Below are 19,231 nucleotides of genomic sequence, written 5' to 3'. Positions count from 1 at the left end.
GCTTCTATGATCTTTTCGGGCCGGCCGGCCTCAGCAGCACTGCTGTTTGCCGTCTTCCTCCCCTTCGAGGAGGAGTTTGCCGAAGAGCACTCGTTCGACCGTCGCGCCCACGTACTTCATCCGCTGCGCTGCCTCCATGTCCTCGTAGCGGTGGATGTCGGCGTAGACCTGCAGGCGGACGAGGCCGAACCGGAGGCGGTCGAGATCGTCGTCCCCGAGTTCCGAGGCCTCACGGTAGATGGGCTCAAGCAGGAAGGGGAACTCCTCGAACTCCTCGAGCGCCTCGACGACCCGGGCGAAGACCGGGAGGCCCTCCCCCCGGCCGGCAAGAATCCTCGAGAAATCCATATTACTCCTCTACCTGATCTACCAGGGCCTGCATGATGGCGTCGAAACTCTTCCAGGTTGGGCTCTCCTCGGCTTTGGCCTGGCGGATGATGAACGGCCTTCCTTCGTCCGCTGCCTTGCGCATCTCCGGATCGAGCGGAATGGAGCCGAGGAAGGGCACCCCGAGTTGCTCCGCCTCTTTCTTGCCACCGCCCTTGCCGAAGATGTCGACCTCTTCCTTGCAGTGGGGGCAGACAAAGCCGCTCATGTTCTCGACGATCCCGAGCACCCGGAGTTCGAGTTTCTTGATGAACTCGGCCGCTTTGCTCGAGTCGAGAACCGCGACGTCCTGCGGGGTGGTGACGATGACCGCGCCGGCGATGTTCGGGGCGAGCTGTGCGACGGTAAGGGCCTCGTCGCCGGTGCCGGGCGGGAGGTCGACGATCAGGTAGTCGAGATCGCCCCAGTTGACATCTTCCAGGAACTGCCGGATGACCGTCATCTTCATCGGGCCGCGCCAGATCACGGGGGTGCTGCGCTCCGGGAGCAGGAACGCCATGGAGATGACCGCGAGGTTGCCGGTGACCTTGACCGGTTCGATGATCTTCCCGTCGTAGGACTGGAGACGGGCTTCCTCGATCCCGAGCATCTTCGGTATGTCCGGGCCGTGGATATCGAGGTCGATGAGGCCCGTATTAAAGCCGCGGTTGGCGAGGGCGTAGGCGAGGTTCGTCGAAACCGTGCTTTTCCCGACGCCGCCTTTCCCGGAGAGGACGAGGACGACGTGCTTGACGCTGACATCGGCCTTCGGTGGGAGGCCCTTCGGGGCATCCGCATTTCTCGGGTCATCGCACTTGGTCGCGGACGGGCAGCTTGAGCAGTTCCCGGTGCAGGTTTCCTTATCGGGTTCGTTTGTCTGAGTCATGAGAAGTATCCTCTACAAATATGGTATCCTTCTAGAGAAGGATCTAAAGCTACTATATATTAACGACAATTGTAACAAAAAGGTATAGGTGATGGCAAACAATCCAGTTCTGCCCGGGACTGTCGTTTCGGGTACGGGCTGATTTCCGGGAGAGGGGATTTCGTTAGATGAGATGCTGCACATAACGACTAATCTGCGCATATCCTTGCTTACGACCCGCGGGGGCTGCAGGAAGGCCATCTTGCCTGCGTCATCCAGGTCCAGGGCACCGTCCATCTCTACGCCTACCTGTTCGGCCCCGAAGCCCCCGGGTCGCCGGAAAAACTCCGCGACCTCGGTGTCGGGCAGGAAGCGTTCTTCACCCCCTGACCCTGCTTACCTTTTGATGTGCCACCCGCCCGTCGCTTCGGGGATACAGTCGATCTCCGGGGAGTAGGGTTTGATGTCCAGCACCGGGGTCCCGTCCAGGGCGTCGAGACCCCTGACCACCAGGACGTTGCCCTCCCGCCCGACAAGATCGACGATCCCGAGGCCGATCGGGTTCGGCCGGGCAGGCGAGCGGGTGGAAAAGACCCCCCTCTCCCGGGTTTCGCCCGGCGGTTTCGCGAAGAGCAGCCCGCGTTCCGCCCGGTCGAGCCAGTAGAGGATGATGAGGTGGCTGCTCCGCTCCAGGCCTTCGAGCCCCGGGACGTAGGCGTCGAGGACGTGGATCTCCGCGACGGCCTCCGTGAGGCGGCCCTGCCGGGGAGCGTCGCCCCGCTCCCGGTAGGGTGACCGGACGACACCGATGGGGATGCACTCGATCGCACCCATGCCGCTATCGCCTCCCCCGTCTCTCTGCATCGAGCGTCTCATTGCAGAGACGATCCGCGACCTTGATGCAGGGGTGCTCCCGCGGAACGCTCTCGAACCTGACCTCCGCGAAATGGCGCATCCGCCGCCGCACCTCCTCGGCGAGATCAGCGAGGTGCTCTTTGGTGATGCGGTACCGTCCAGTGAGCTGGCGCACGACCAGTTCCGAGTCCGACCTGACCTCGAGCCTGCCGCTCGTGAACTCCCGTGCGGCTTCAAGGCCGTTGATAACGGCATGGTACTCGGCCACGTTGTTGGTCGCGGTTCCGATGTAGCCGGAACGGCCGGCCACGACGGACCCGTCACGCACGATCACGTATGCCCAGGCAGCGTCTCCGGGATTACCCCGTGAAGCGCCGTCGGTGTACAGCATCACCGCATCGGTTTTTGTCACCGGTGTCCCCTCCGGTCTGTCTCTTTCCACATCATCTTCCGGGTGATCATCGATCTTTTGGGTGTTATTGGTATCGCTCCCCGGAGCAGGCAGCCCGCCCACCGCAACATGTTAATATCCCGGCACGGTAAGGGCGGACACATGCTGGATTCGGGCCGGATCATTGAGGAGAGATCGATGCGCGACAGGCTGAGCGTTTTTGAGGACCGGACCGACGCCGGGAGGCGACTCGCGGCGACCCTCTCGCAGCTGGAGATGGCCGCTGAACCGGTGATCTGTGCCATCCCCGCCGGGGGGATTCCTCCGGGGCTTGAGGTGGCGCGGGCGCTGAAGGCCCCGCTCCGGATGGCGGTGGTGCGGAAGGTGCAGGTCCCCTGGAACCCGGAGGCCGGGTTCGGTGCCGTGACCTGGAACGGGCGAGTCTTCTTGAATCATCCCCTTATGAACGCTCTCAGCCTCTCGGAAACCGAAGTGAACGCCGCCGTCGCGAAGGCTAAGAAGAACGTGAAAGAGCGGGTAGCGAAGTTCGCCGGCGGTCGTGAAGAGCCGGGGATCGAGAATCGGATGGTAGTCCTGATCGACGACGGTCTCGCAACCGGGTATACGATGCTCGCCGCAATCGAGGCGGTCCAGGCTGAGTCTGCCCGCGAGGTCATCGTGGCGGTTCCCACCGGCTCCCTCCACGCCGTCAACTTCATAGCCCGGAAGGCTGACCTCGTCGTCTGCTTAAACGTCAGAACCAGTCCCACCTTCGCCGTGGCGCAGGCGTACGAGCACTGGCATGACCTCACCGACCAGGAGGTACAGGAACTGTTGATCCAGGCCCGGGACATGGGGCTCTTCTGATCTCACAGGAGCAAAACGATGGAACCGTTAACTGTGATACCGGGTTTCGCCGTCTTCCCACAGGAGCACACCTGTTACGGCGCTGATCGCTCGCCGGCAATCACCATCTTCGGCGCGAGGGCGCCGTACCTCGCGATCATCATGGAGGACATCGATGCCCCGGGAGGCATCTTCACCCACTGGACGCTCTGGAACGTTCCCGGTGCGGAGAAGATCCCGGGAGGCCTGCCGGCCGAGGGAACCCTTACGGAACCGGCCGGGGCGGTACAAGGGACGAATGACTTCGGCACAATCGGATACCGGGGCCCCTGCCCAGTGCGAGGTGAGTCCCACCGGTTCCTCTTTCGGGTCTACGGGCTTGCCGAACGACTCGAGCTCGCGGCGGGGGCCGATCGGGTCGATCTCGGGCGTGCCATGGGAGACGCCATCCTGGAGTATGGCGAGGCGATGGCGGCATACGGAAGAGCGGCCGAAGTGGGGCCGTCCCGGTGCTAGACCCGACCTGCCTGTCACCCGGTCGCAACGGGTATATACGGCAACCCCCATGGATGGTGCCGGAGGAGGAACACGTATGCAGAACCTGACCATCGAGGTCGATTTTGACCGGTTTCCCCTGGAGCATACCTGCGATGGGGACGACCTCTCCCCGCGGATCGCGGTCCGGGGATCGGATGCGCCCTACCTCGCGGTCATCGTGGACGACCCGGATGCCCCACGGGGCACGTTCACTCACTGGATCGCCTGGAACATCCCGTCGACCCGGGAGATCCCCGAAGGCATCCCGCCGGAGCCCCGGATCTCCCACCCGGTTGCAGCCGTCCAGGGGATGAACGACTTCCGGATGACCGGCTACGCTGGCCCCTGCCCCCCGAGAAGAGCATCGCACCGCTTCTTTATACGGGTCTGGAGCGTGGGGCGGGAACTCGATATCCCACCGGGTTCGGGACGTGCCGCGCTTGAGAACGCGCTCGCGGCCGCCGCAACCGGCTACGGGGAGACGATGGCGACTTACGAGCGCAGGAGGGTTCCCGCATCCCCGCCCGGAGCAGGGACCCGAACCTGAGGGATCTCCGGCCCCGCAACCTTTTTGCTATCCCTCACCCATGCCCCTGCATGGGTTCGAACGTCATCAACCTGTCCGTCTCCCTCCGTTCGGCGGAACTCCCCGTCTGGAACACCTGCGACGGCCCCGACCTTTCCCCGGAACTGAGGATCCGCGGCCTCTCGGAGGAGGTGCAATCGATAGCGGTCTTCGCATTGAACCCCTTCGAACCCGGGTGCTCCTTTACGACCTGGATCGCCTGGAACCTCTCGCCGTCACCCCTGATCCCGGAGGGCATCCCGCCGCAGGGTGTCGTGACGGCTCCGGTGAATGCCGTCCAGGGGACAAACGACTACGGGAGCATCGGGTGGCGCGGCCCCTGTCCCCCCGGGGGCGAGACGCACCGCTGTATCTTCAAGGTCTACGGGCTCGATGCCATGCTCGATCTCGCGCCCGGTGCAGGCAAGCACGATCTCATCGGTGCGATGCGGGGTCACGTCCTCGGGTTTGGTGATACCGCCGCCACATACTCCCGGTGACCGCACGCACCATTTTTATATCATGGTTTTCGAAGGTGGGTATCGACGGTGCCTGATATGACGCAAAAATTGGTAGTAAACCTGGATTTCGAAGAGTTTCCGCCCGAGTACACCTGCAGGGGAGCGAATCGGTCGCCCGCTATCCGGATCGAAGGAATTCTCCCGAACATCAAGTCGCTCGCGATCCTCGCGACGACGAGCCCCGAGGAGGGGGCGTCGAGGGTGGCGTGGGTTCTCTGGAACCTCCCCGCGGTTGCGCTGATCCCTGAAGGGTTCCCGGAAGGAGGAACAGTGGAGTCGCCGCTCCATGCGGTACAGGGGACAAACGATTTCGGTACCCTCGGTTACCGGGGACCCTGCCCGGAAGCCGGAGCGGCCGAAGCATACCTCTTCCGGGTTTACACGCTCGATATCGATATTGCGCTCGCGCCCGGGGCGACCTGGGAAGAGATGGTGCGGGCGATGGATGGATCGATGAACCAGTCCGGAGAGGCTGTAGTCTTCGCCACGGGTTAGGGAACCGAACTTGCGGCCGGCACCTAAAAAAAGGGAGGGTGCCGGCTCCCTACATGGGTATGGGAGCGCCTGCTTCCTGCATGGGGGGGCTTTGTTTCTCGATGTTCTTTGCGATAGCGGCCATCTCCTCCCCGAGCATCCGGACGATATCGTCCATCGTGACGATCCCGATCAGTCTTCCGCCGTCGTCGACGATCGGCATCCTCCGGATACCCTCGGCGGTCATCTTCTGGATGGCCTCATAGATCCCCATGCTGTCCTGGAACGTGATCACGTCCCGGGTCAGGACATCACCCGCCCGCACCTCGCCCGGGTTCTTCTCCTGCGCCATGACCCTGACCGCGAGGTCGCGATCGGTAAGTATGCCTGTAGGCCGGTTGTCGCCGGTTACGACAACGACGCTTCCGACGTTCTTCTCCCCCATGATCTTCGCCACCTCCACCGCCGGCGTGTCCGGCGAGACGGCGATCACCTGCTCACGGCAGCACTTCACAAGTCCCATATGCGTTTCCTCCGTTGCGACGACCGATTCATGCCGGTATGATATATGAACGTAACCCAGATCCGGGCCCGCCTCTTCTCCTTATATGTGATCGGTGACGGAGCGTAAACCACCTGAAATGGACTGGTTATTGATCGTCTCAAGCATCGATAGCGCCATCATCAACGCCGACGTTCTCGCGACGTGGGGGAGAAAATCCGGAGGTAGTTCCTCCTCTGGGGCCTGATTGTTGCAGTCTTCGTCGTCCGCGGGCTCCTGGCGCAGCTGATCGTATGGGCGACGACCCCGTCGCTCGGGCCTGTCGGTGCGCTGCTCGCGACGTTCTCAAGCGAACCCGCCGCTGCACCACACCAGGGGATCGAAAAGGTTTATCGGGGTATGAAGACGAAACATAAGGCCATGACGAAACGTTCCATCGGTCCGCGAACCCTCCTCTACCCCCATCCGGACCTGATCATCGGAACCTACGACGCCTCTGGCCGTCCGGACGCCATGACCGCAGCGTGGGGCGGCATCTGCTCGTCCCGTCCGCCGTCGGTGGCGGTCTCGGTGCAGAAGGCCCGGCAGACCTACGCGAACCTGCTCAAACAGCGCGAGTTCACGATCAGCATCCCCTCGACGGACTACGTCCGGGAGGCCGACTACTTCGGCATCGTCTCCGGCCGGGACGAGGATAAATTCGCCGCAACCAACCTGACGCCGGTAAAGAGCGATCTCGTGAACGCTCCGTACGTCGGGGAGTTTCCGGTCGTCCTCGAGTGCCGTCTCCTTCAGACGGTCGAGATCGGCGTGCACACCCAGTTCATTGGGGAGATCCTGGACGTGAAGGTGGAAGAGAGCGTCATCGGGGAGGACGGCAAGCCCGATATCGAGAAGATCCGGCCGTTCGCCTACGACTCGATGCGCCAGGAATACTATGGGTTCGGGAAGGTTCTCGCGAAGGCCTTCTCTGCAGGTAAAGAGTTCAAGAAATAATTTTTCCACGGACAGCCCCATCACCGCCGCCGGTCCCGCTTCGCCTCGACCCACCGCTTTCTCTTACCGCACCGTTCGCACCGCTGCTCCCACTCGATGACGTTGGAGGAGTATTCGTCGTACCCCCGCTTTCTGCCCCACTTGTGGAGTCCGATTCTGCAGAGAATCTGTCCGATGGTCGTCATGGGTCTCTGCAAATAATCTTCCTTCCGGACGGATGAATGTTGGCCCGGGGGAGGGCGCCGAACCGCCTTACGGTATGATCTCGCAGCTGTTGTACTTCCGGTGAGCGAAGTCCTCCATCCGGACGCTCCCGTCGCGGATGAGGGCCCGGATCTCGGGGAGCGCCGCCGAGAGCGCCGAGTGGAGGTTCTCCACCGTCCCGCAGACGATCCGCCGCCCCTCCTCCGGCCAGGGGTTGGTGATGTTCGAGTAGAGGCACCGGCCACCGCAGAAGTCACGAATATCGCACGTCGTGCAGGCTCCCGTGACGGTCATCACCGGGAGGCGGAGGGGGTCGGCAGTGGCGATGTGCCCGGCGTAGTAGTCCTTCATCCCGACCATGATCGGGCAGGGAGCGATGTGGCCGTCGGTCATGATGCTGTAGTTCGCGTGGCCGCACCCGCACCGGAGCATGCTCGGTCGCGATAACAGCATGTCCTCCACCGGGTCGATGAAGGGGTACCACCGGAGCACCCTTCCTTCGTCGCACATCGTCTCGACCCAGAACGCGACAAGCGACCGGATGCCGGGGTTATAACTCTCCTCCGCCCAGGCCGCGTAGTCGCGGAGGCTGTAGTCGTTCCAGAAGTTCGCGTCCATCTGCCAGTGGACGGCCGGAAAGGAGAACTCGTCGTTTGCCGTGAGGTAGCGGACGGCCTCCACGATATCGGTATCCTCGGTCACGGTCATCCGGGCGATCAACTCGCCGGAGAACCCGCCGCCCACGAGACCCCGAAGGTTTCCGATGATCCGGCGGAACGTCCCCTCCCCGCGGTGTGTGTCGGTGAGTTCCTCCGGGCCGTCGATCGAGACCAGGATCGTGTCGATGCGGTTCGCGGTCGCAGGTTCGAGGCGGTCGAGGAGGGTGCCGTTGGTATGCAGGATCAGCGCTGATACCGGGGCGTCGCGGACGAGCTCGCGGACGAGGTCGGCGGCGAGGAGGGGCTCCCCGCCGTAGAAGGTCAGCACGGCGTCGGGGTCCTTTCCGAGGAACCGGTAGAGGTCGGCGAGATCGATATCGAGGTCCACGGGGAGCTCTTCGTCGACAGCGATATCGCATGTCTCCAGGGGGTCGACGGTGAAGGCCTTCCCCCGGCAGTAGGTGCAGCAGAGGTTGCAGTTGTCGGTCAGGATGAGATGGTAGTACACGGAGGGTCTCTTACTATTTTGTGGGCCGGGTGAAAAAAAAGGTGAGGATGTGGGACTTTCAATTGTTCTCCGGGCGACTCCGGTGATAGACCTTTACAGATCAAGGAACTCTTCTTTTGTAAGGCGTGCCTGCTTCAGGATCGAGAGAAGCGCCCCGCGGGGAATTGGATCGCGTCGAGGAACGATGACAAGTAGTTTGCTCCCATCGCCCCCGATTTTATAGAGAGCTACGTGGCTTCCCTTTCCCCGGTGAGGAGCGTAACCGAACCCGATTGCCTTCAACTTCTTTATGACGTCATCGGAAGAGATCTGAGGCAGCTTCGTCATGCCTCGACCTCAATGACCGAGGTGAACTTGTGTCGCGATGTCAGGATAGGTTCAATGTCCTGCAGCATCCCGAGTTCTCTTGCATTCTCCAGGTAGAGCTCGATCGCTTCACGGATATTATCCAGCGCTTCTTCCGGAGTATCGCCGCAACTGGCAACCTCGAGTTCCTGGCACTTTGAAACATAGGTCCCCTCTTCCTCCCATATCAGAATAGTTAGTCGCACCTTTGTCAATGGTATCACCTTCGACCATTAACAGTTCATTCACCCGTTATAATATTCTTCTCACCGGGGATCGGGCGGTGATCGGATTTGAGAGTGGGTCATACCTTCAGACTGTCCATACGGGTTAGGGGCTTGTATGCCTGTTCGTCGCTTCAGGCGCAAGACAGAATACCCTGCAGTGAGAACGGACTCCTATGCCTGAAGCAAAGAAAGAGAACCTCGCCGAGCAGGTCATCGACCCCCGCGACCTCGTCGCCTACCAGCCGGGCTCGATCGTCAGCCGGATGCTCGCCTACACGAAGTCCGGCACCATCACGGTCTTTGCGTTCGACGCGGGCGAAGGCCTCTCGGAGCACACCGCGCCTTACGACGCCGTCCTCCAGGTCATCGACGGGAAGGCCCTCGTCACCATCGCGGGCAAGGAATACTCGGTGGCGGCCGGCAACCTGATCATCATGCCGGCAACGATCCCCCATGCGGTCCACGCAGTCACGCGGTTCAAGATGATGCTGACGATGATCCACGCCTGACCGGGCCGCCGCAGGTCGCCACCTGCAGATTTTTATACATTGGCGTCCGGTCTCCTCCCATGCGCACTCCAGAAGACCCTCGCCCGCCGGGAGATCTGGCCCCTCCCGGCTACCTGCCCATCTCGGACTACGGGATCATCGGCAACCTCCGGACGGCGGCGCTCGTCGGTCGGAATGGCTCGGTCGACTGGTGCTGCTTCCCGTACCTCGAGAGCCCGAGCGTCTTTGCCGCCATCCTCGACGCCGGGCGCGGCGGGCGCTTCTCGGTCTCGGTTGCGGACGGGGGCTTAGGCGTTCAGGACTACATCGAGGATACGAACGTCCTCGTCACCAGGTTCCAGGCGGGCTCCGGAAGACTTGCGGTGACCGACCTGATGCCTCTCACGGGGGAGATCTCCGGCCGCGGGGAGTCGCATGCGCCACCTGTGATCCTCCGTATTCTCGACTGCGAGGAGGGCACCGTGGAGGTGGCGGTCGAGTGGTCGCCGCGGTTCGACTACGCCCAGGCCCGGACCAGCATCGAAGCGGTCCCGGGCGGGTGGCTTGCCACCAGCGGCGGTGAGGCGATCTTCCTCTGCGGACTGGAGGACGCCGGGATTGACTCGAACGGGCAGGGCGCCAACCTCCATGCCCGGTTCATGATGCAGGAGGGTGACCGGAGGGTGCTCCAGACACGCTGGGGCCTCGAGGACATGACCTGTGACCCCACCCGTGCCGAAGCAGCCCTTGCCGAGACGATCAGTGTCTGGCGGACCTGGGCGCACTACGAGGACCTGGCGCAGACGCCCCGGTGGGCCGGTGAGTGGCTCCCTTACGTCACCCGGGCCGAGCTGACCCTGAAACTCCTGACCATGGCCGACTCGGGGGCGATCGCCGCCGCTCCCACGACATCCCTCCCCGAAGAGATCGGGGGGGTCCGGAACTGGGATTACCGCTACGCCTGGGTCCGGGACGCCTCGATGACGGCCCAGGCCCTAATCTCACTCGGTCATCCCCGGGAGGCGATCGAGTTCCTCCAGTGGATGGAGCGGACCGCCGAGGCCCACTCCGGGGCACGGCAGCCACAGGTGCTGTTTGCGTTGCACGACGCAACGGCCGACCTGACGGAGGTCGAACTTACGCACCTGGAAGGCTACCGCGAGTCTCGCCCGGTCCGGATCGGGAACGCCGCCGCAAACCAGCTGCAGCTTGAGATCTTCGGGGAGCTCATCTCCACCGGCTACGAACTCATCCGCCGGGGCGTGAACCTGGGACCCGAGGCCCTCCGGTTCCTCTCCGCCGTCGCGGATTACGCCTGCAGCCGGTGGACGGAGCCCGACCAGGGTATCTGGGAGATCCGGGGCCCGGCGCAGCATTTCGTCTACTCGAAGGTGATGGTCTGGGTCGCTCTCGACCGGGCGATCTATCTCGCGGAGCACCACGGCCTTCCCGGCGACGTCGACCGGTGGCGGCGCACGCGGGAGACCATCCGGGAGCGGGTGCTCGCCGAGGGCTACGATCCCGGGTTAGGCTCGTTCGTGCAGTCGTTCGGGTCGAAGGCGCTCGACGCGGTCAATCTCCGCATCCCCCTCGTCGAGTTCCTCCCCTTCGACGACGAGCGGGTCCAGGGAACGATCGATGCGACGCTCGAACACCTGACGAAGAACGGCCTCGTCTACCGCTACCTCGCTGACGACGGCCTCCCCGGCGGGGAGGGGGCCTTCGGCCTCTGCACCTTCTGGCTGGTGGACGTCCTGGCACTCTCGGGGAGGGTGGAGGAAGCGAGGGAGATCTTTGACGGGATCGTGGCCCGGGCAAACCACCTGGGCCTCCTGCCGGAGGAGTTCGACCCGGATACCGGGGAGTTCCTGGGGAACTTCCCCCAGGCCTTCACCCACATCGGCCTCGTCAACAGTGCCCTGTATCTCGCGCACGCGGAAGGCCGGTGGGTTCCGGAGCATGCGCCGGCGGGCATCCCGCGGGAGGGAGTGCGGTAGCAGCGATACCCTTCAGGCTGGAAGATGGGAGACGGCGGGCTTGGCGTCTCCTGGTTGAGCTCTACGTAACATATATGCTATCTCCCTGGAGATCCACCCGGCGTTCCATTTCACATCCTGCAGTACCGGTGTATGGATGAATAACCCTGCATGACAACGCGGCGATGACAGACTCTTCCCTCTCACCCGAAGAATCCCGGACGACGGCATGGCACGCCCTGCCGGCGGAAGATGCAGCTGAAACGCTCGCCTCGCCGGACGAGGGCCTCACCGACGCCGAGGTCGCCCGGCGGCGCAGGATATTCGGAGAAAACGCCCTCCCGCAGAAGCGGCCTCCGACGGTGCTTGAGGTCTTCCTCCGGCAGTTCACGAGCCCGCTCATCTACGTGCTCCTTGCAGCGGGGATCATCTCCACCCTCTTCGCCGACTTCACCGACGCGGCCTTCATCTTCATCGTCATCCTGATTAACGCCGTCATCGGGACGTTCCAGGAGGTGAAGGCGGAGCGGAGCGCAACGGCGCTGCAGGAGATGCTCAAGATCCATGCCCGGGTGAGGCGGGATGGCCGCGAGGCGACTGTCCCGGCGGAGGATCTTGTCCCCGGTGACCGCCTCATTCTGGAGTCGGGCGATCGGGTTCCTGCCGATGTCCGCAGCGTCAGGGCGCAGTCACTCGCCGTCGACGAGTCCCTCCTGACCGGTGAGTCCCACGCGATTCAAAAGCGCCCGGATGCTCTCGATGCCTCGCTGCCCCTGGCCGACCGTCTGAATATGCTCTATGCCGGCAGCACTATCATGAGCGGCCGGACCACGGGAGTCGTGGTCGCGACCGGCCAGAACACCGAGATCGGGCAGATCGCCGAGACGGTCACGGCGTCCGAGATGGGGAAACCCCCGCTCGTCCTGCGCATGGAAGACTTCTCCAGAAAGATCAGCATCGCCGTCCTTGCCGCCACCGGGGTGCTTGCGATCATCGTCCTCGGCCAGGGGGTGCCCCCGCTTGAGGTCTTCTTCCTCGCCGTCGCGCTCGCGGTCTCGGCGATCCCCGAGGGTCTGCCGGTCGCCCTGACCGTCGCGCTCTCGATCGCGACGTCACGGATGGCCGGACGAAACGTCATCGTCCGGTTCCTCGCGGCCGTGGAGAGTCTCGGGAGCTGCACGCTGATCGCGAGCGACAAGACCGGCACCCTCACCGTGAACCAGCAGACCGCCCGGGTCGTCGCCCTGCCCACAGGCGAAATGTTCTCGGTCACCGGAGCCGGGTACGCCGGCGAGGGAGAGGTGCTCGACGGGAGCGGCGATCTTGTCGCCGGCTCCGCCCGTGACCGGATAGAACACCTGGCCCGGGCGGCGACGATCAGCAACGAGGCCGGCCTGGAGCGGACCGACGAGGGGGACTGGACGCACCGGGGCGATGCGATCGACGTGGCGTTCCTTGCACTCACCTACAAGCTGGGGCTCGACCCCGCCGGTATTCGCGAGAGTGCGCCTGCCGTCGCCGAGATCCCCTTCGAGTCCGAGCGGCGGTATGCCGCCGTCTGGTACCAGGAGGGCGAGGAGACCCTGGTGGCGGTCAAGGGGGCTGCGGAAACGGTCATTCCATCCTGCCGCACCATGGCCGGCGGGCCGGACGGCAGTATGCCGCTCGACCCGGACCGGGTGCAGGGGGACCTCGAGACCCTCACCTCCCGCGGCTACCGGGTGCTCGCCGTGGCCCGGGGTCGTGCGGAGGGAGAGGTCTCCGCGGAGAACCCAAAGCTCCCTCCCCTCGAGCTCCTCGGCCTGGTCGGGTTCATCGACCCGATCCGGCCCGACGTGCCCGACGCCGTGCGGCGGTGCCGCAACGCCGGGGTCGATGTGGTGATGGTGACGGGGGATCACCCCGCAACGGCTCTCGCCATCGCGCGGGAACTCGATATCGCGGACTCCCCCGACAGGGTCGTCACCGGCGCGGAACTGGGTGATGACGAGGTCCCGACGTTCTCGAAGTTCATCGACCGGGTGCAGGGTGCCCGGGTCTTTGCCCGGGTGACGCCGCTGCAGAAACTCCGGATCGTCGAGGCATACCGGGAGAGCGGGGCATTCGTCGCGGTCACCGGGGACGGGGTCAACGACGCGCCGGCGCTCCGGAGCGCGAACATCGGGGTCGCGATGGGTTCCGGGACCGACGTCGCCAAGGATACGGCGTCGCTGATCGTCACCGACGACGACTTCGCCTCGATCGTCGCCGGGATCGAGGAAGGACGGTACGCCTACGACAATGTCCGCAAAGTCGTCTACCTCCTGATATCAACCGGGTTTGCCGAGGTGCTCCTCTTCATGCTCGCCCTCATCATAGGCCTGCCGTTGCCCCTCCTCGCGGTCCAGCTCCTCTGGCTGAACCTGGTGACGAACGGTATCCAGGACGTGGCGCTGGCGTTCGAGCGAGGCGAGCCTGGCGTCATGAACCGGCCGCCGCGAAGGCCGGAGGAGGGGATATTCAACCTGGTGATGATCGAGGAGGTGCTCATCTCCGGGACGGTCATCGCGCTGGTGGCAGTCGGAACCTGGTACTGGCTCCTTTCAAACGGGTGGGACGAGTTCGCGGCCCGGAACCTGATCGTCCTGCTGATGGTGCTCTTCGAGAACTTCCATGTCTTCAACTGCCGGTCGGAGTACCGCTCGACTTTCCGTGTCCCCATCAGTCGCAACTACTTCCTGATTGCAGGCGTTGTTGCCGCGCAGGGTATCCATATCCTCGCGCTCTATATCCCGGTTATCCAGGATATTCTCCAGCTGCAGCCTGTTTCCCCGGTCGAATGGTTCTTGCTGCTCGTTCTCGCCTCCTCGGTCGTGGTCGTGATGGAGATCTTCAAGGCGGTGAGGAAACACCGTCCTCCCGGTCACCAGACCGGGTACGGGGTCGGGTAGGTCTCCCACCGGTAGGGGAGGAGGACCTCGTTGATCCGGCTGCCGTCGTCAAGACCGGTCATGACGACGCTCCGCTTTGAGACGGTGTAGAGGGTGTCGTCCATGAAGAGCGACCGGCGCACGGCGTCGGGCGAGTCCCAGGTGTAAGGGGAACCCTTCTCCGCGTGGGCGACCGTGCCCTGCAGGACGAACCCTTCTGCCGGGTTTACCGAGTAGGCGTAAGCCCCCTGCCAGGTCGTGGTGCCGTAGGAGCCGGGGTACTTCGATTCGCGGTTCTCCACCCGTCTTATCTCGCTCACCGGGATGGCGAGGAGGTTCTTCTCTTTCACGAAGAGGAAGGCCTTGTGGTCGCGGAGGGCTTCCGAGTCGGTTCCGGGCTCCCCGATCACGACGGTATCGATCAGGGTGGGGTTGTTTACGTCCGAGACGTCGAAGAGGGCGATCTTGAGCCCTTCCACCGAGACACCGCCCCAATCGTTCTCGCTGGTCTCTTTCCCGACACCGATGATGTGGTCGGCGTCATAGGGGTGAAGGTAGTCGGAGTAGCCCGGGATCTTGAGTTTTCCGAGGATGCCCGGGTGTTTTGGGTCCGAGAGGTCGATGACGAAGAGGGGATCGATCTGCTTGAACGTCACGAGATACAGCCGGTCGCCGACGAACCGGGCGGCGTAGATCCGCTCGTCCGGCGCGATATGCTCAAGCGTCCCGATGACCTCCATTGCGGGGTCGAGGACGTAGACGTTGTTGTACTGGAAAGACCCCTCCCGCGTCCAGCCCTCGACGGTCGTCGCAACCCGGAGGTTCTCCCCGTACTCGTCGAGCGAGAACTGGTTTAAGAGGTGTCCGGGAACCCTACCCATGGCCTTGTAGTCGATCCTTCCGTCATCGATCGCGAACCGGTGGACGATCGTCTCCTCCCGGCTGCCGGCGTAGTCGGGCATCGTTGCGGCCCCCATGTAGCGGTAACCGATGTAGAGGTTCTTCTGCGACGCAAAGAGGGTGGTGTCGTAGCCGAGGAGGAACGTCTCGGCGTCGGGGGTGGCCCTGTCGTTTCTAACGGAAAAGGCGCTTGCGGTGTAGAAGACGTAGTTCTGCAGCGGAGTCCCCGGGCGGTAGACGTCGGGCAGGATAGGGTCGCCGCCGTCCGTCCGCACCTCGGGGAGGGCGATCTCGTCCCGGATCCAGACGGGTGCTTCCTGCGTGAGGGCGTAGACGTTGTCGCCGATCATCCGGGCGTCGTAGTAACTGCCGGTGAAGGTCTGCGCCCGGACCAGTTCGGGTTCGCTCCGGTCGCCGATATCATAGATGTATGCGTGCGTCACCACCCGCTGGACGGGGATGGGTGTCGCGCTCCCTTTCACGGAGGTCGTGTGATCTTCTGTCCCGGTGGCAAAGACCACCAGGCGGTCGCCTGAAAGGAAGAGCGCCGTCGGGATCCCTTCGATCCGGGTTTCGGATACGATCTTCGCATCCTCTGCCGGGAACGCTTCGAGAATTGTAAGCGAATCGCCCGATATGACGTAGATGTATCTCCCGTCGTTCTTCAGGAAGTCGGCCTCATCGACGCCCTCTACCTGCACGTTCGTGGTTGAGTAGTCGCGGGCCGACGGGGCGGGCGGTGCGCTCGTCGGTGCCGGTGCGTCCATGACGGTCTCCTGCCCGGTGGTCCCTGGCATCCGGGGGTACCCGTTACCGCTCTTCACTCCCTGCGCGTGTTCCTTTAAGAACGCCTCAACCTCGTCCTTCGACGAAAACTTCAGCAAATCTCCCTGGGTCTCGTCCCCGGCGTCCTCCGACGCGAGGGCGGTCCCAATGATCGCGGCGATCACCAGGCTCCCGAGGACGACCACCAGCACCGGACTCCACTTCCTCATATCCGTTCACCTTCCGATAGGGGGAGATGCACCCGCCGATGTATCAGGTTTGCGTAACCTACGAATATTTTCGAAGTCTTGCGGTGGTGCGAAGTGCAACCTCCCCTGCGGGAGGGAGCTTGAGCACCGGTAGGAACGACGTTCCATGGGAATGCGACGGGCCGGAAGGCCAGAGCTTGAGCACCGTCGGGTGCGAACGGAGTTCGAGCACCGTAGGTGCGAGATGCGTGGGCAGGAACGTGAGCACCGCAGGTGCGAAGAACGCGAAATTCGGTAGAAAGGTGAAAAACTCCCCCTCGCGGCTTCGCGTTCTTCGCGTGAAGTTCTGTCGATATCCCCCAATTCACTCACGCGAAGCCGCGAAGGACGCGAAGTTTGACCTAATTATCTGTAACCCCCCCTTCGCACCTTCGGTGCTCACGCTCCCTACGCTCAGCTCACGCAAAGAACGATGGTTCTAAGCATCCCCTCACCCGATCGGCACCGCCCCGAAGCTCCAGGCGATGTAGGTGGCGTAGCCGAGGAGCAAGAGGGCCGACCAGCCCCGGACGACGGAGGGGCGGGCAAAGAGCAGAGGAAGGATCGCGACCGAGAAGAGGACGACGACGGCGATGTCAACAAGCGACCCGACGGTGACCGGGGCGAGGAGGAGGCTTATCCCGAGAACCAGGAGGAGGTTGAATATGTTGCTCCCGAGGATATTGCCGATGGAGATAGAGCCCTCGTCTCTTATGGCGGCCACGACCGAGGTCGCGAGCTCCGGAAGCGACGTGCCGATGGCGACGACCGAGACGCCGATGACGAACGCGGGGATCCCGAACGCCTCCGCGAGCGTGATAGCCCCGTCGACGACCAGCTGCGCCCCGACGATGACGGCGACGAGCCCGAGGCCGATGTAGAGGGCGTCGGCCCACCCGTGGGACTTGATCTCGACCACAGCCTCTTCACGCCCTTCCCGCAGGAGGACGACGAGGATTGCTACGAAGAGGAGGAGGAAGACTGTTCCGGCGACGATGTCGAGCGTGCCTCTTAAGGCAAAGAGAGCGAAGGCTGCCGTTGCGGCGAGCATCAGCATGGTGTGCCGGATGAGCGCGGAGCGTGACGCCCCGGACGCGGCAATCATGGTCGGCTGTATGAAGGTGCAGAGGGCGAGAACGAGAGCAATATTCGCAATGTTGCTCCCGATGACGTTCCCGAGGGCGATTCCCGAGTTTCCCGTGACCGCAGCGTTCGTGCTGACGACGAGTTCCGGAAGTGAGGTGCCGAACGCGATGATCGTCGACCCGATCAGGGCCGGGGAGATGCTGTACCGCAGTGCCAGGCCGCTTCCACCGCCTACAAAGAGGTCGGCCCCTTTGACGAGGAGGGCTATGCCGACGGCGAATACAATAAAGGTCACGATCACGGAAATGCCTCGATAGTGGTGATATACGTTGGATACGGTCGGCTAATACGTTTCCGAATCTGGATGGTGTGCCGGGCAAAGGGTTATCTCTCTCGTGATCCACCGGACCGCCATGTTCAACCCTGGCGCCCGATCCCTGCGCGGGGCAGGGATGGAGTTCATGCGGGGGACGGAGTTAGGAGCCCAGCCCCCGTCGGACCAGATGCTGGGCCGCCCCCCGCCTCCGCTCGAGGTTCCGTATACGAAGGCAAAGACGATCATCCCGCTTCCTGCACCCGAAGAAACCGTCCTCCCTGCCACCGATCTCTTGACCGCGATCGAGGAGCGGGAGAGCATAAGGAAGTACACCTCAGAACCGCTTACGCTCCCGGAGATCGGGTTCCTCCTCTGGTGCACCCAGGGTGTCAGGCGCGTCGTCGACAAGACGTTCACCCTCCGCACCGTCCCGTCCGCAGGCGCGCGACACGCCTTCGAGACCTATCTGCTGGTCAACCGGGTCGAGGGTGTCCCGCCGGGGCTCTACCGCTACCTGGCGCTGGAGCACCGCCTTGCCGAAGAGTCGCGCGACCCCGGCATCGCGCGGCAGGTGGCGGCAGCGTGCCTGGATCAGCCGCATATTCCCGGGAGTGCCGTCACCTTCCTCTGGACCGCCGTCGCGGACCGAATGACGTGGCGCTACGGCGAGCGCGGTTACCGCTACCTGCACCTGGACGCCGGCCACGTCTGCCAGAACCTCTACCTCGCGGCGTTGAGCGTAGGGTGCGGGGTCTGCGCGATCGGCGCTTTCGATGATGCGGCGGTGAACCGGATCCTCGGCATTGACGGCGAACGCCAGTTCCTGATCTACGCTGCAACGGTTGGAAAGAAACCGTGATACGACGGAAGCCGAAGGGCATATCCTCCTCCCCCTCCAACATCTGGAGTAACGGTCCGGCAGGAACGCCGGGCAGACGACGGAGGTTGCCGGTTACGTTCACATTCGACGAACAGATTGCTGCCCTTGAAGCGGAACGGGAGAGACTTCTCCGGTTCCCGGAAGACGAGTTCACCGCGATCATACGGGAGGTGGGGTTCTCCTGCGACTGCTGCGGCCGGTGCTGCACACGGGAGTTCAACGATCATGTCTTTCTGCTGGAAGAGGATACCGACAGCGTCCGCTCGTTTGCGCCCGACGCCGTCGTTCCGGCGCCCGCGTTCGACGCCTGCGATCAAGAGAAGCGGTTCTACGTATCGGGGTATGCCCTCCGGACAAAACCGGACGGCTCCTGCATCTTCCTTGAGGACAGGAGGTGCGGCATCTACGACCGGCGGTTCGCCATCTGCCGGGTCTACCCCTACATGCTCCACCGGGAGGCCGACGAGACGGGTGCCGTCGACTGGCGGCAAATCGGCGGTTTGAACGAACACGGTTGCTACAACAATCCGATTGACGATGCCGAGTGCGCCCGGATTGCCCGGGAGACCCGTGCCTACGAAGCGGCGTTTCTCGACCAGGCGATCCGGTTCCGGCGGGCCCTCCGCGACCTCTTCGACCGGGATGGCCTCCGCTACGTCCGGCGGACATACGACCTCATGATGCGGGACTTCAGGAAGGGCGCCGAGGTCGAGGTCCGGGTCTTCCACCACGGGCGGTTTGAGCCGCACCGGGTCACCTGCGGCGTGTACGGGCAGTAACCCTCCTGCCGGTTTCGAGACCG

At 63.6% G+C, this 19,231-nt stretch carries 22 protein-coding genes and 1 pseudogene; 12 read left to right on the top strand and 11 right to left on the bottom strand.

Annotation, left to right across the window (positions count from 1 at the left end; all coding sequences use genetic code 11):
- Positions 1-30 precede the first annotated feature (30 nt).
- The 4 genes from FGW20_RS03405 to FGW20_RS03390 all read right to left on the bottom strand — a co-directional run bounded on the left by FGW20_RS03405 (position 31) and on the right by FGW20_RS03390 (position 2,498).
- Positions 31-348 carry a hypothetical protein gene (locus FGW20_RS03405; RefSeq protein ID WP_301676683.1) on the bottom strand — a complete coding sequence of 106 codons (318 nt, stop codon included), beginning with the start codon at positions 346-348 and terminating at the stop codon, positions 31-33.
- Position 349: 1 nt separating this feature from the next.
- Entirely contained in the window at positions 350-1,252 is a 903-nt protein-coding gene (locus tag FGW20_RS03400; protein ID WP_301676682.1) for an Mrp/NBP35 family ATP-binding protein, read from the bottom strand.
- Between the two features lie 375 nt (positions 1,253-1,627).
- Positions 1,628-2,065 (bottom strand): tRNA (N6-threonylcarbamoyladenosine(37)-N6)-methyltransferase TrmO, encoded by a 438-nt coding sequence (gene tsaA, locus FGW20_RS03395; protein WP_301676681.1) that lies wholly within the window; start codon positions 2,063-2,065, stop codon positions 1,628-1,630.
- 4 nt (positions 2,066-2,069) lie between these two features.
- Positions 2,070-2,498, bottom strand: coding sequence for a ribonuclease HI family protein (locus tag FGW20_RS03390; protein WP_301676680.1), 429 nt, complete (start codon positions 2,496-2,498; stop codon positions 2,070-2,072).
- 141 nt (positions 2,499-2,639) lie between these two features.
- Here FGW20_RS03390 and FGW20_RS03385 point away from each other — a divergent pair, with 141 nt between their 5' ends.
- The 5 genes from FGW20_RS03385 to FGW20_RS03365 all read left to right on the top strand — a co-directional run bounded on the left by FGW20_RS03385 (position 2,640) and on the right by FGW20_RS03365 (position 5,441).
- Positions 2,640-3,344, top strand: a complete 705-nt coding sequence (locus FGW20_RS03385) for a phosphoribosyltransferase (RefSeq protein ID WP_301676679.1) — start codon at positions 2,640-2,642, stop codon at positions 3,342-3,344.
- Positions 3,345-3,362: 18 nt separating this feature from the next.
- Complete coding sequence (locus FGW20_RS03380) at positions 3,363-3,839, top strand: YbhB/YbcL family Raf kinase inhibitor-like protein (RefSeq protein ID WP_301676678.1); 477 nt, start codon at positions 3,363-3,365, stop codon at positions 3,837-3,839.
- Between the two features lie 76 nt (positions 3,840-3,915).
- Entirely contained in the window at positions 3,916-4,407 is a 492-nt protein-coding gene (locus FGW20_RS03375; RefSeq protein ID WP_301676677.1) for a YbhB/YbcL family Raf kinase inhibitor-like protein, read from the top strand.
- Positions 4,408-4,457: 50 nt separating this feature from the next.
- A complete protein-coding gene (locus FGW20_RS03370) occupies positions 4,458-4,925 on the top strand; it encodes a YbhB/YbcL family Raf kinase inhibitor-like protein (RefSeq protein WP_301676676.1) in 468 nt (155 codons plus the stop codon).
- A gap of 57 nt (positions 4,926-4,982) precedes the next feature.
- Positions 4,983-5,441 carry a YbhB/YbcL family Raf kinase inhibitor-like protein gene (locus FGW20_RS03365; protein WP_301676675.1) on the top strand — a complete coding sequence of 153 codons (459 nt, stop codon included), beginning with the start codon at positions 4,983-4,985 and terminating at the stop codon, positions 5,439-5,441.
- A 49-nt stretch (positions 5,442-5,490) separates the two neighbouring features.
- On the opposite strand, the gene FGW20_RS03360 is transcribed toward FGW20_RS03365, so the two are convergent.
- The gene (locus tag FGW20_RS03360; protein ID WP_301676674.1) at positions 5,491-5,943 is read right to left on the bottom strand and encodes a CBS domain-containing protein; all 453 of its coding nucleotides are present in this window, start codon (positions 5,941-5,943) and stop codon (positions 5,491-5,493) included.
- Between the two features lie 118 nt (positions 5,944-6,061).
- On the opposite strand from FGW20_RS03360, the pseudogene FGW20_RS03355 reads away from it, so the two are divergent.
- Together FGW20_RS03355 and FGW20_RS03350 are read left to right on the top strand one after the other, a co-directional pair.
- Positions 6,062-6,282: pseudogene (locus tag FGW20_RS03355) on the top strand (DUF475 domain-containing protein); the annotation flags it as partial.
- Between the two features lie 39 nt (positions 6,283-6,321).
- Positions 6,322-6,918, top strand: coding sequence for a flavin reductase family protein (locus tag FGW20_RS03350; RefSeq protein ID WP_301676770.1), 597 nt, complete (start codon positions 6,322-6,324; stop codon positions 6,916-6,918).
- Between the two features lie 20 nt (positions 6,919-6,938).
- Here FGW20_RS03350 and FGW20_RS03345 read toward each other — a convergent pair whose 3' ends face one another.
- From FGW20_RS03345 to FGW20_RS03330, 4 genes are all read right to left on the bottom strand, one after another.
- Positions 6,939-7,103 (bottom strand): hypothetical protein, encoded by a 165-nt coding sequence (locus FGW20_RS03345; RefSeq protein WP_301676673.1) that lies wholly within the window; start codon positions 7,101-7,103, stop codon positions 6,939-6,941.
- Positions 7,104-7,170: 67 nt separating this feature from the next.
- Entirely contained in the window at positions 7,171-8,289 is a 1,119-nt protein-coding gene (locus tag FGW20_RS03340; RefSeq protein ID WP_301676672.1) for a TIGR04084 family radical SAM/SPASM domain-containing protein, read from the bottom strand.
- Positions 8,290-8,382: 93 nt separating this feature from the next.
- The gene (locus FGW20_RS03335) at positions 8,383-8,616 is read right to left on the bottom strand and encodes a type II toxin-antitoxin system HicA family toxin (RefSeq protein WP_301676671.1); all 234 of its coding nucleotides are present in this window, start codon (positions 8,614-8,616) and stop codon (positions 8,383-8,385) included.
- A complete protein-coding gene (locus FGW20_RS03330) occupies positions 8,613-8,840 on the bottom strand; it encodes a type II toxin-antitoxin system HicB family antitoxin (RefSeq protein ID WP_231476498.1) in 228 nt (75 codons plus the stop codon). Before FGW20_RS03330 ends, FGW20_RS03335 begins: the two co-directional genes overlap by 4 nt.
- A gap of 194 nt (positions 8,841-9,034) precedes the next feature.
- On the opposite strand from FGW20_RS03330, the gene FGW20_RS03325 reads away from it, so the two are divergent.
- The 3 genes from FGW20_RS03325 (at position 9,035) to FGW20_RS03315 (ending at position 14,255) form a co-directional block, all read left to right on the top strand.
- Positions 9,035-9,370, top strand: coding sequence for a cupin domain-containing protein (locus FGW20_RS03325; protein ID WP_301676670.1), 336 nt, complete (start codon positions 9,035-9,037; stop codon positions 9,368-9,370).
- Positions 9,371-9,429: 59 nt separating this feature from the next.
- Positions 9,430-11,346: a glycoside hydrolase family 15 protein gene (locus FGW20_RS03320; RefSeq protein WP_301676669.1), complete on the top strand. Its 1,917-nt coding sequence runs from the start codon at positions 9,430-9,432 to the stop codon at positions 11,344-11,346.
- Between the two features lie 164 nt (positions 11,347-11,510).
- Positions 11,511-14,255 (top strand): cation-translocating P-type ATPase, encoded by a 2,745-nt coding sequence (locus FGW20_RS03315; protein WP_301676668.1) that lies wholly within the window; start codon positions 11,511-11,513, stop codon positions 14,253-14,255.
- Here FGW20_RS03315 and FGW20_RS03310 read toward each other — a convergent pair.
- Both FGW20_RS03310 and FGW20_RS03305 read right to left on the bottom strand, forming a co-directional pair.
- Positions 14,228-16,129 (bottom strand): beta-propeller domain-containing protein, encoded by a 1,902-nt coding sequence (locus tag FGW20_RS03310; RefSeq protein WP_301676667.1) that lies wholly within the window; start codon positions 16,127-16,129, stop codon positions 14,228-14,230. The genes FGW20_RS03315 and FGW20_RS03310 overlap by 28 nt on opposite strands.
- Before the next feature lie 469 nt (positions 16,130-16,598).
- Entirely contained in the window at positions 16,599-17,528 is a 930-nt protein-coding gene (locus FGW20_RS03305) for a calcium/sodium antiporter (RefSeq protein WP_301676666.1), read from the bottom strand.
- Positions 17,529-17,646: 118 nt separating this feature from the next.
- Here FGW20_RS03305 and FGW20_RS03300 point away from each other — a divergent pair, with 118 nt between their 5' ends.
- Both FGW20_RS03300 and FGW20_RS03295 read left to right on the top strand, forming a co-directional pair.
- A complete protein-coding gene (locus FGW20_RS03300; RefSeq protein ID WP_301676665.1) occupies positions 17,647-18,408 on the top strand; it encodes a SagB/ThcOx family dehydrogenase in 762 nt (253 codons plus the stop codon).
- 86 nt (positions 18,409-18,494) lie between these two features.
- Positions 18,495-19,208, top strand: a complete 714-nt coding sequence (locus tag FGW20_RS03295; protein WP_301676664.1) for a YkgJ family cysteine cluster protein — start codon at positions 18,495-18,497, stop codon at positions 19,206-19,208.
- The last annotated feature ends 23 nt before the right edge of the window (positions 19,209-19,231 follow it).

It is taken from the genome of Methanoculleus methanifontis, assembly GCF_030464365.1.
Taxonomy (GTDB): domain Archaea; phylum Halobacteriota; class Methanomicrobia; order Methanomicrobiales; family Methanoculleaceae; genus Methanoculleus; species Methanoculleus methanifontis.
The sequence above is the reverse complement of the archived record's forward strand: the minus strand, read 5'-3'. Positions and strand labels throughout refer to the sequence as shown.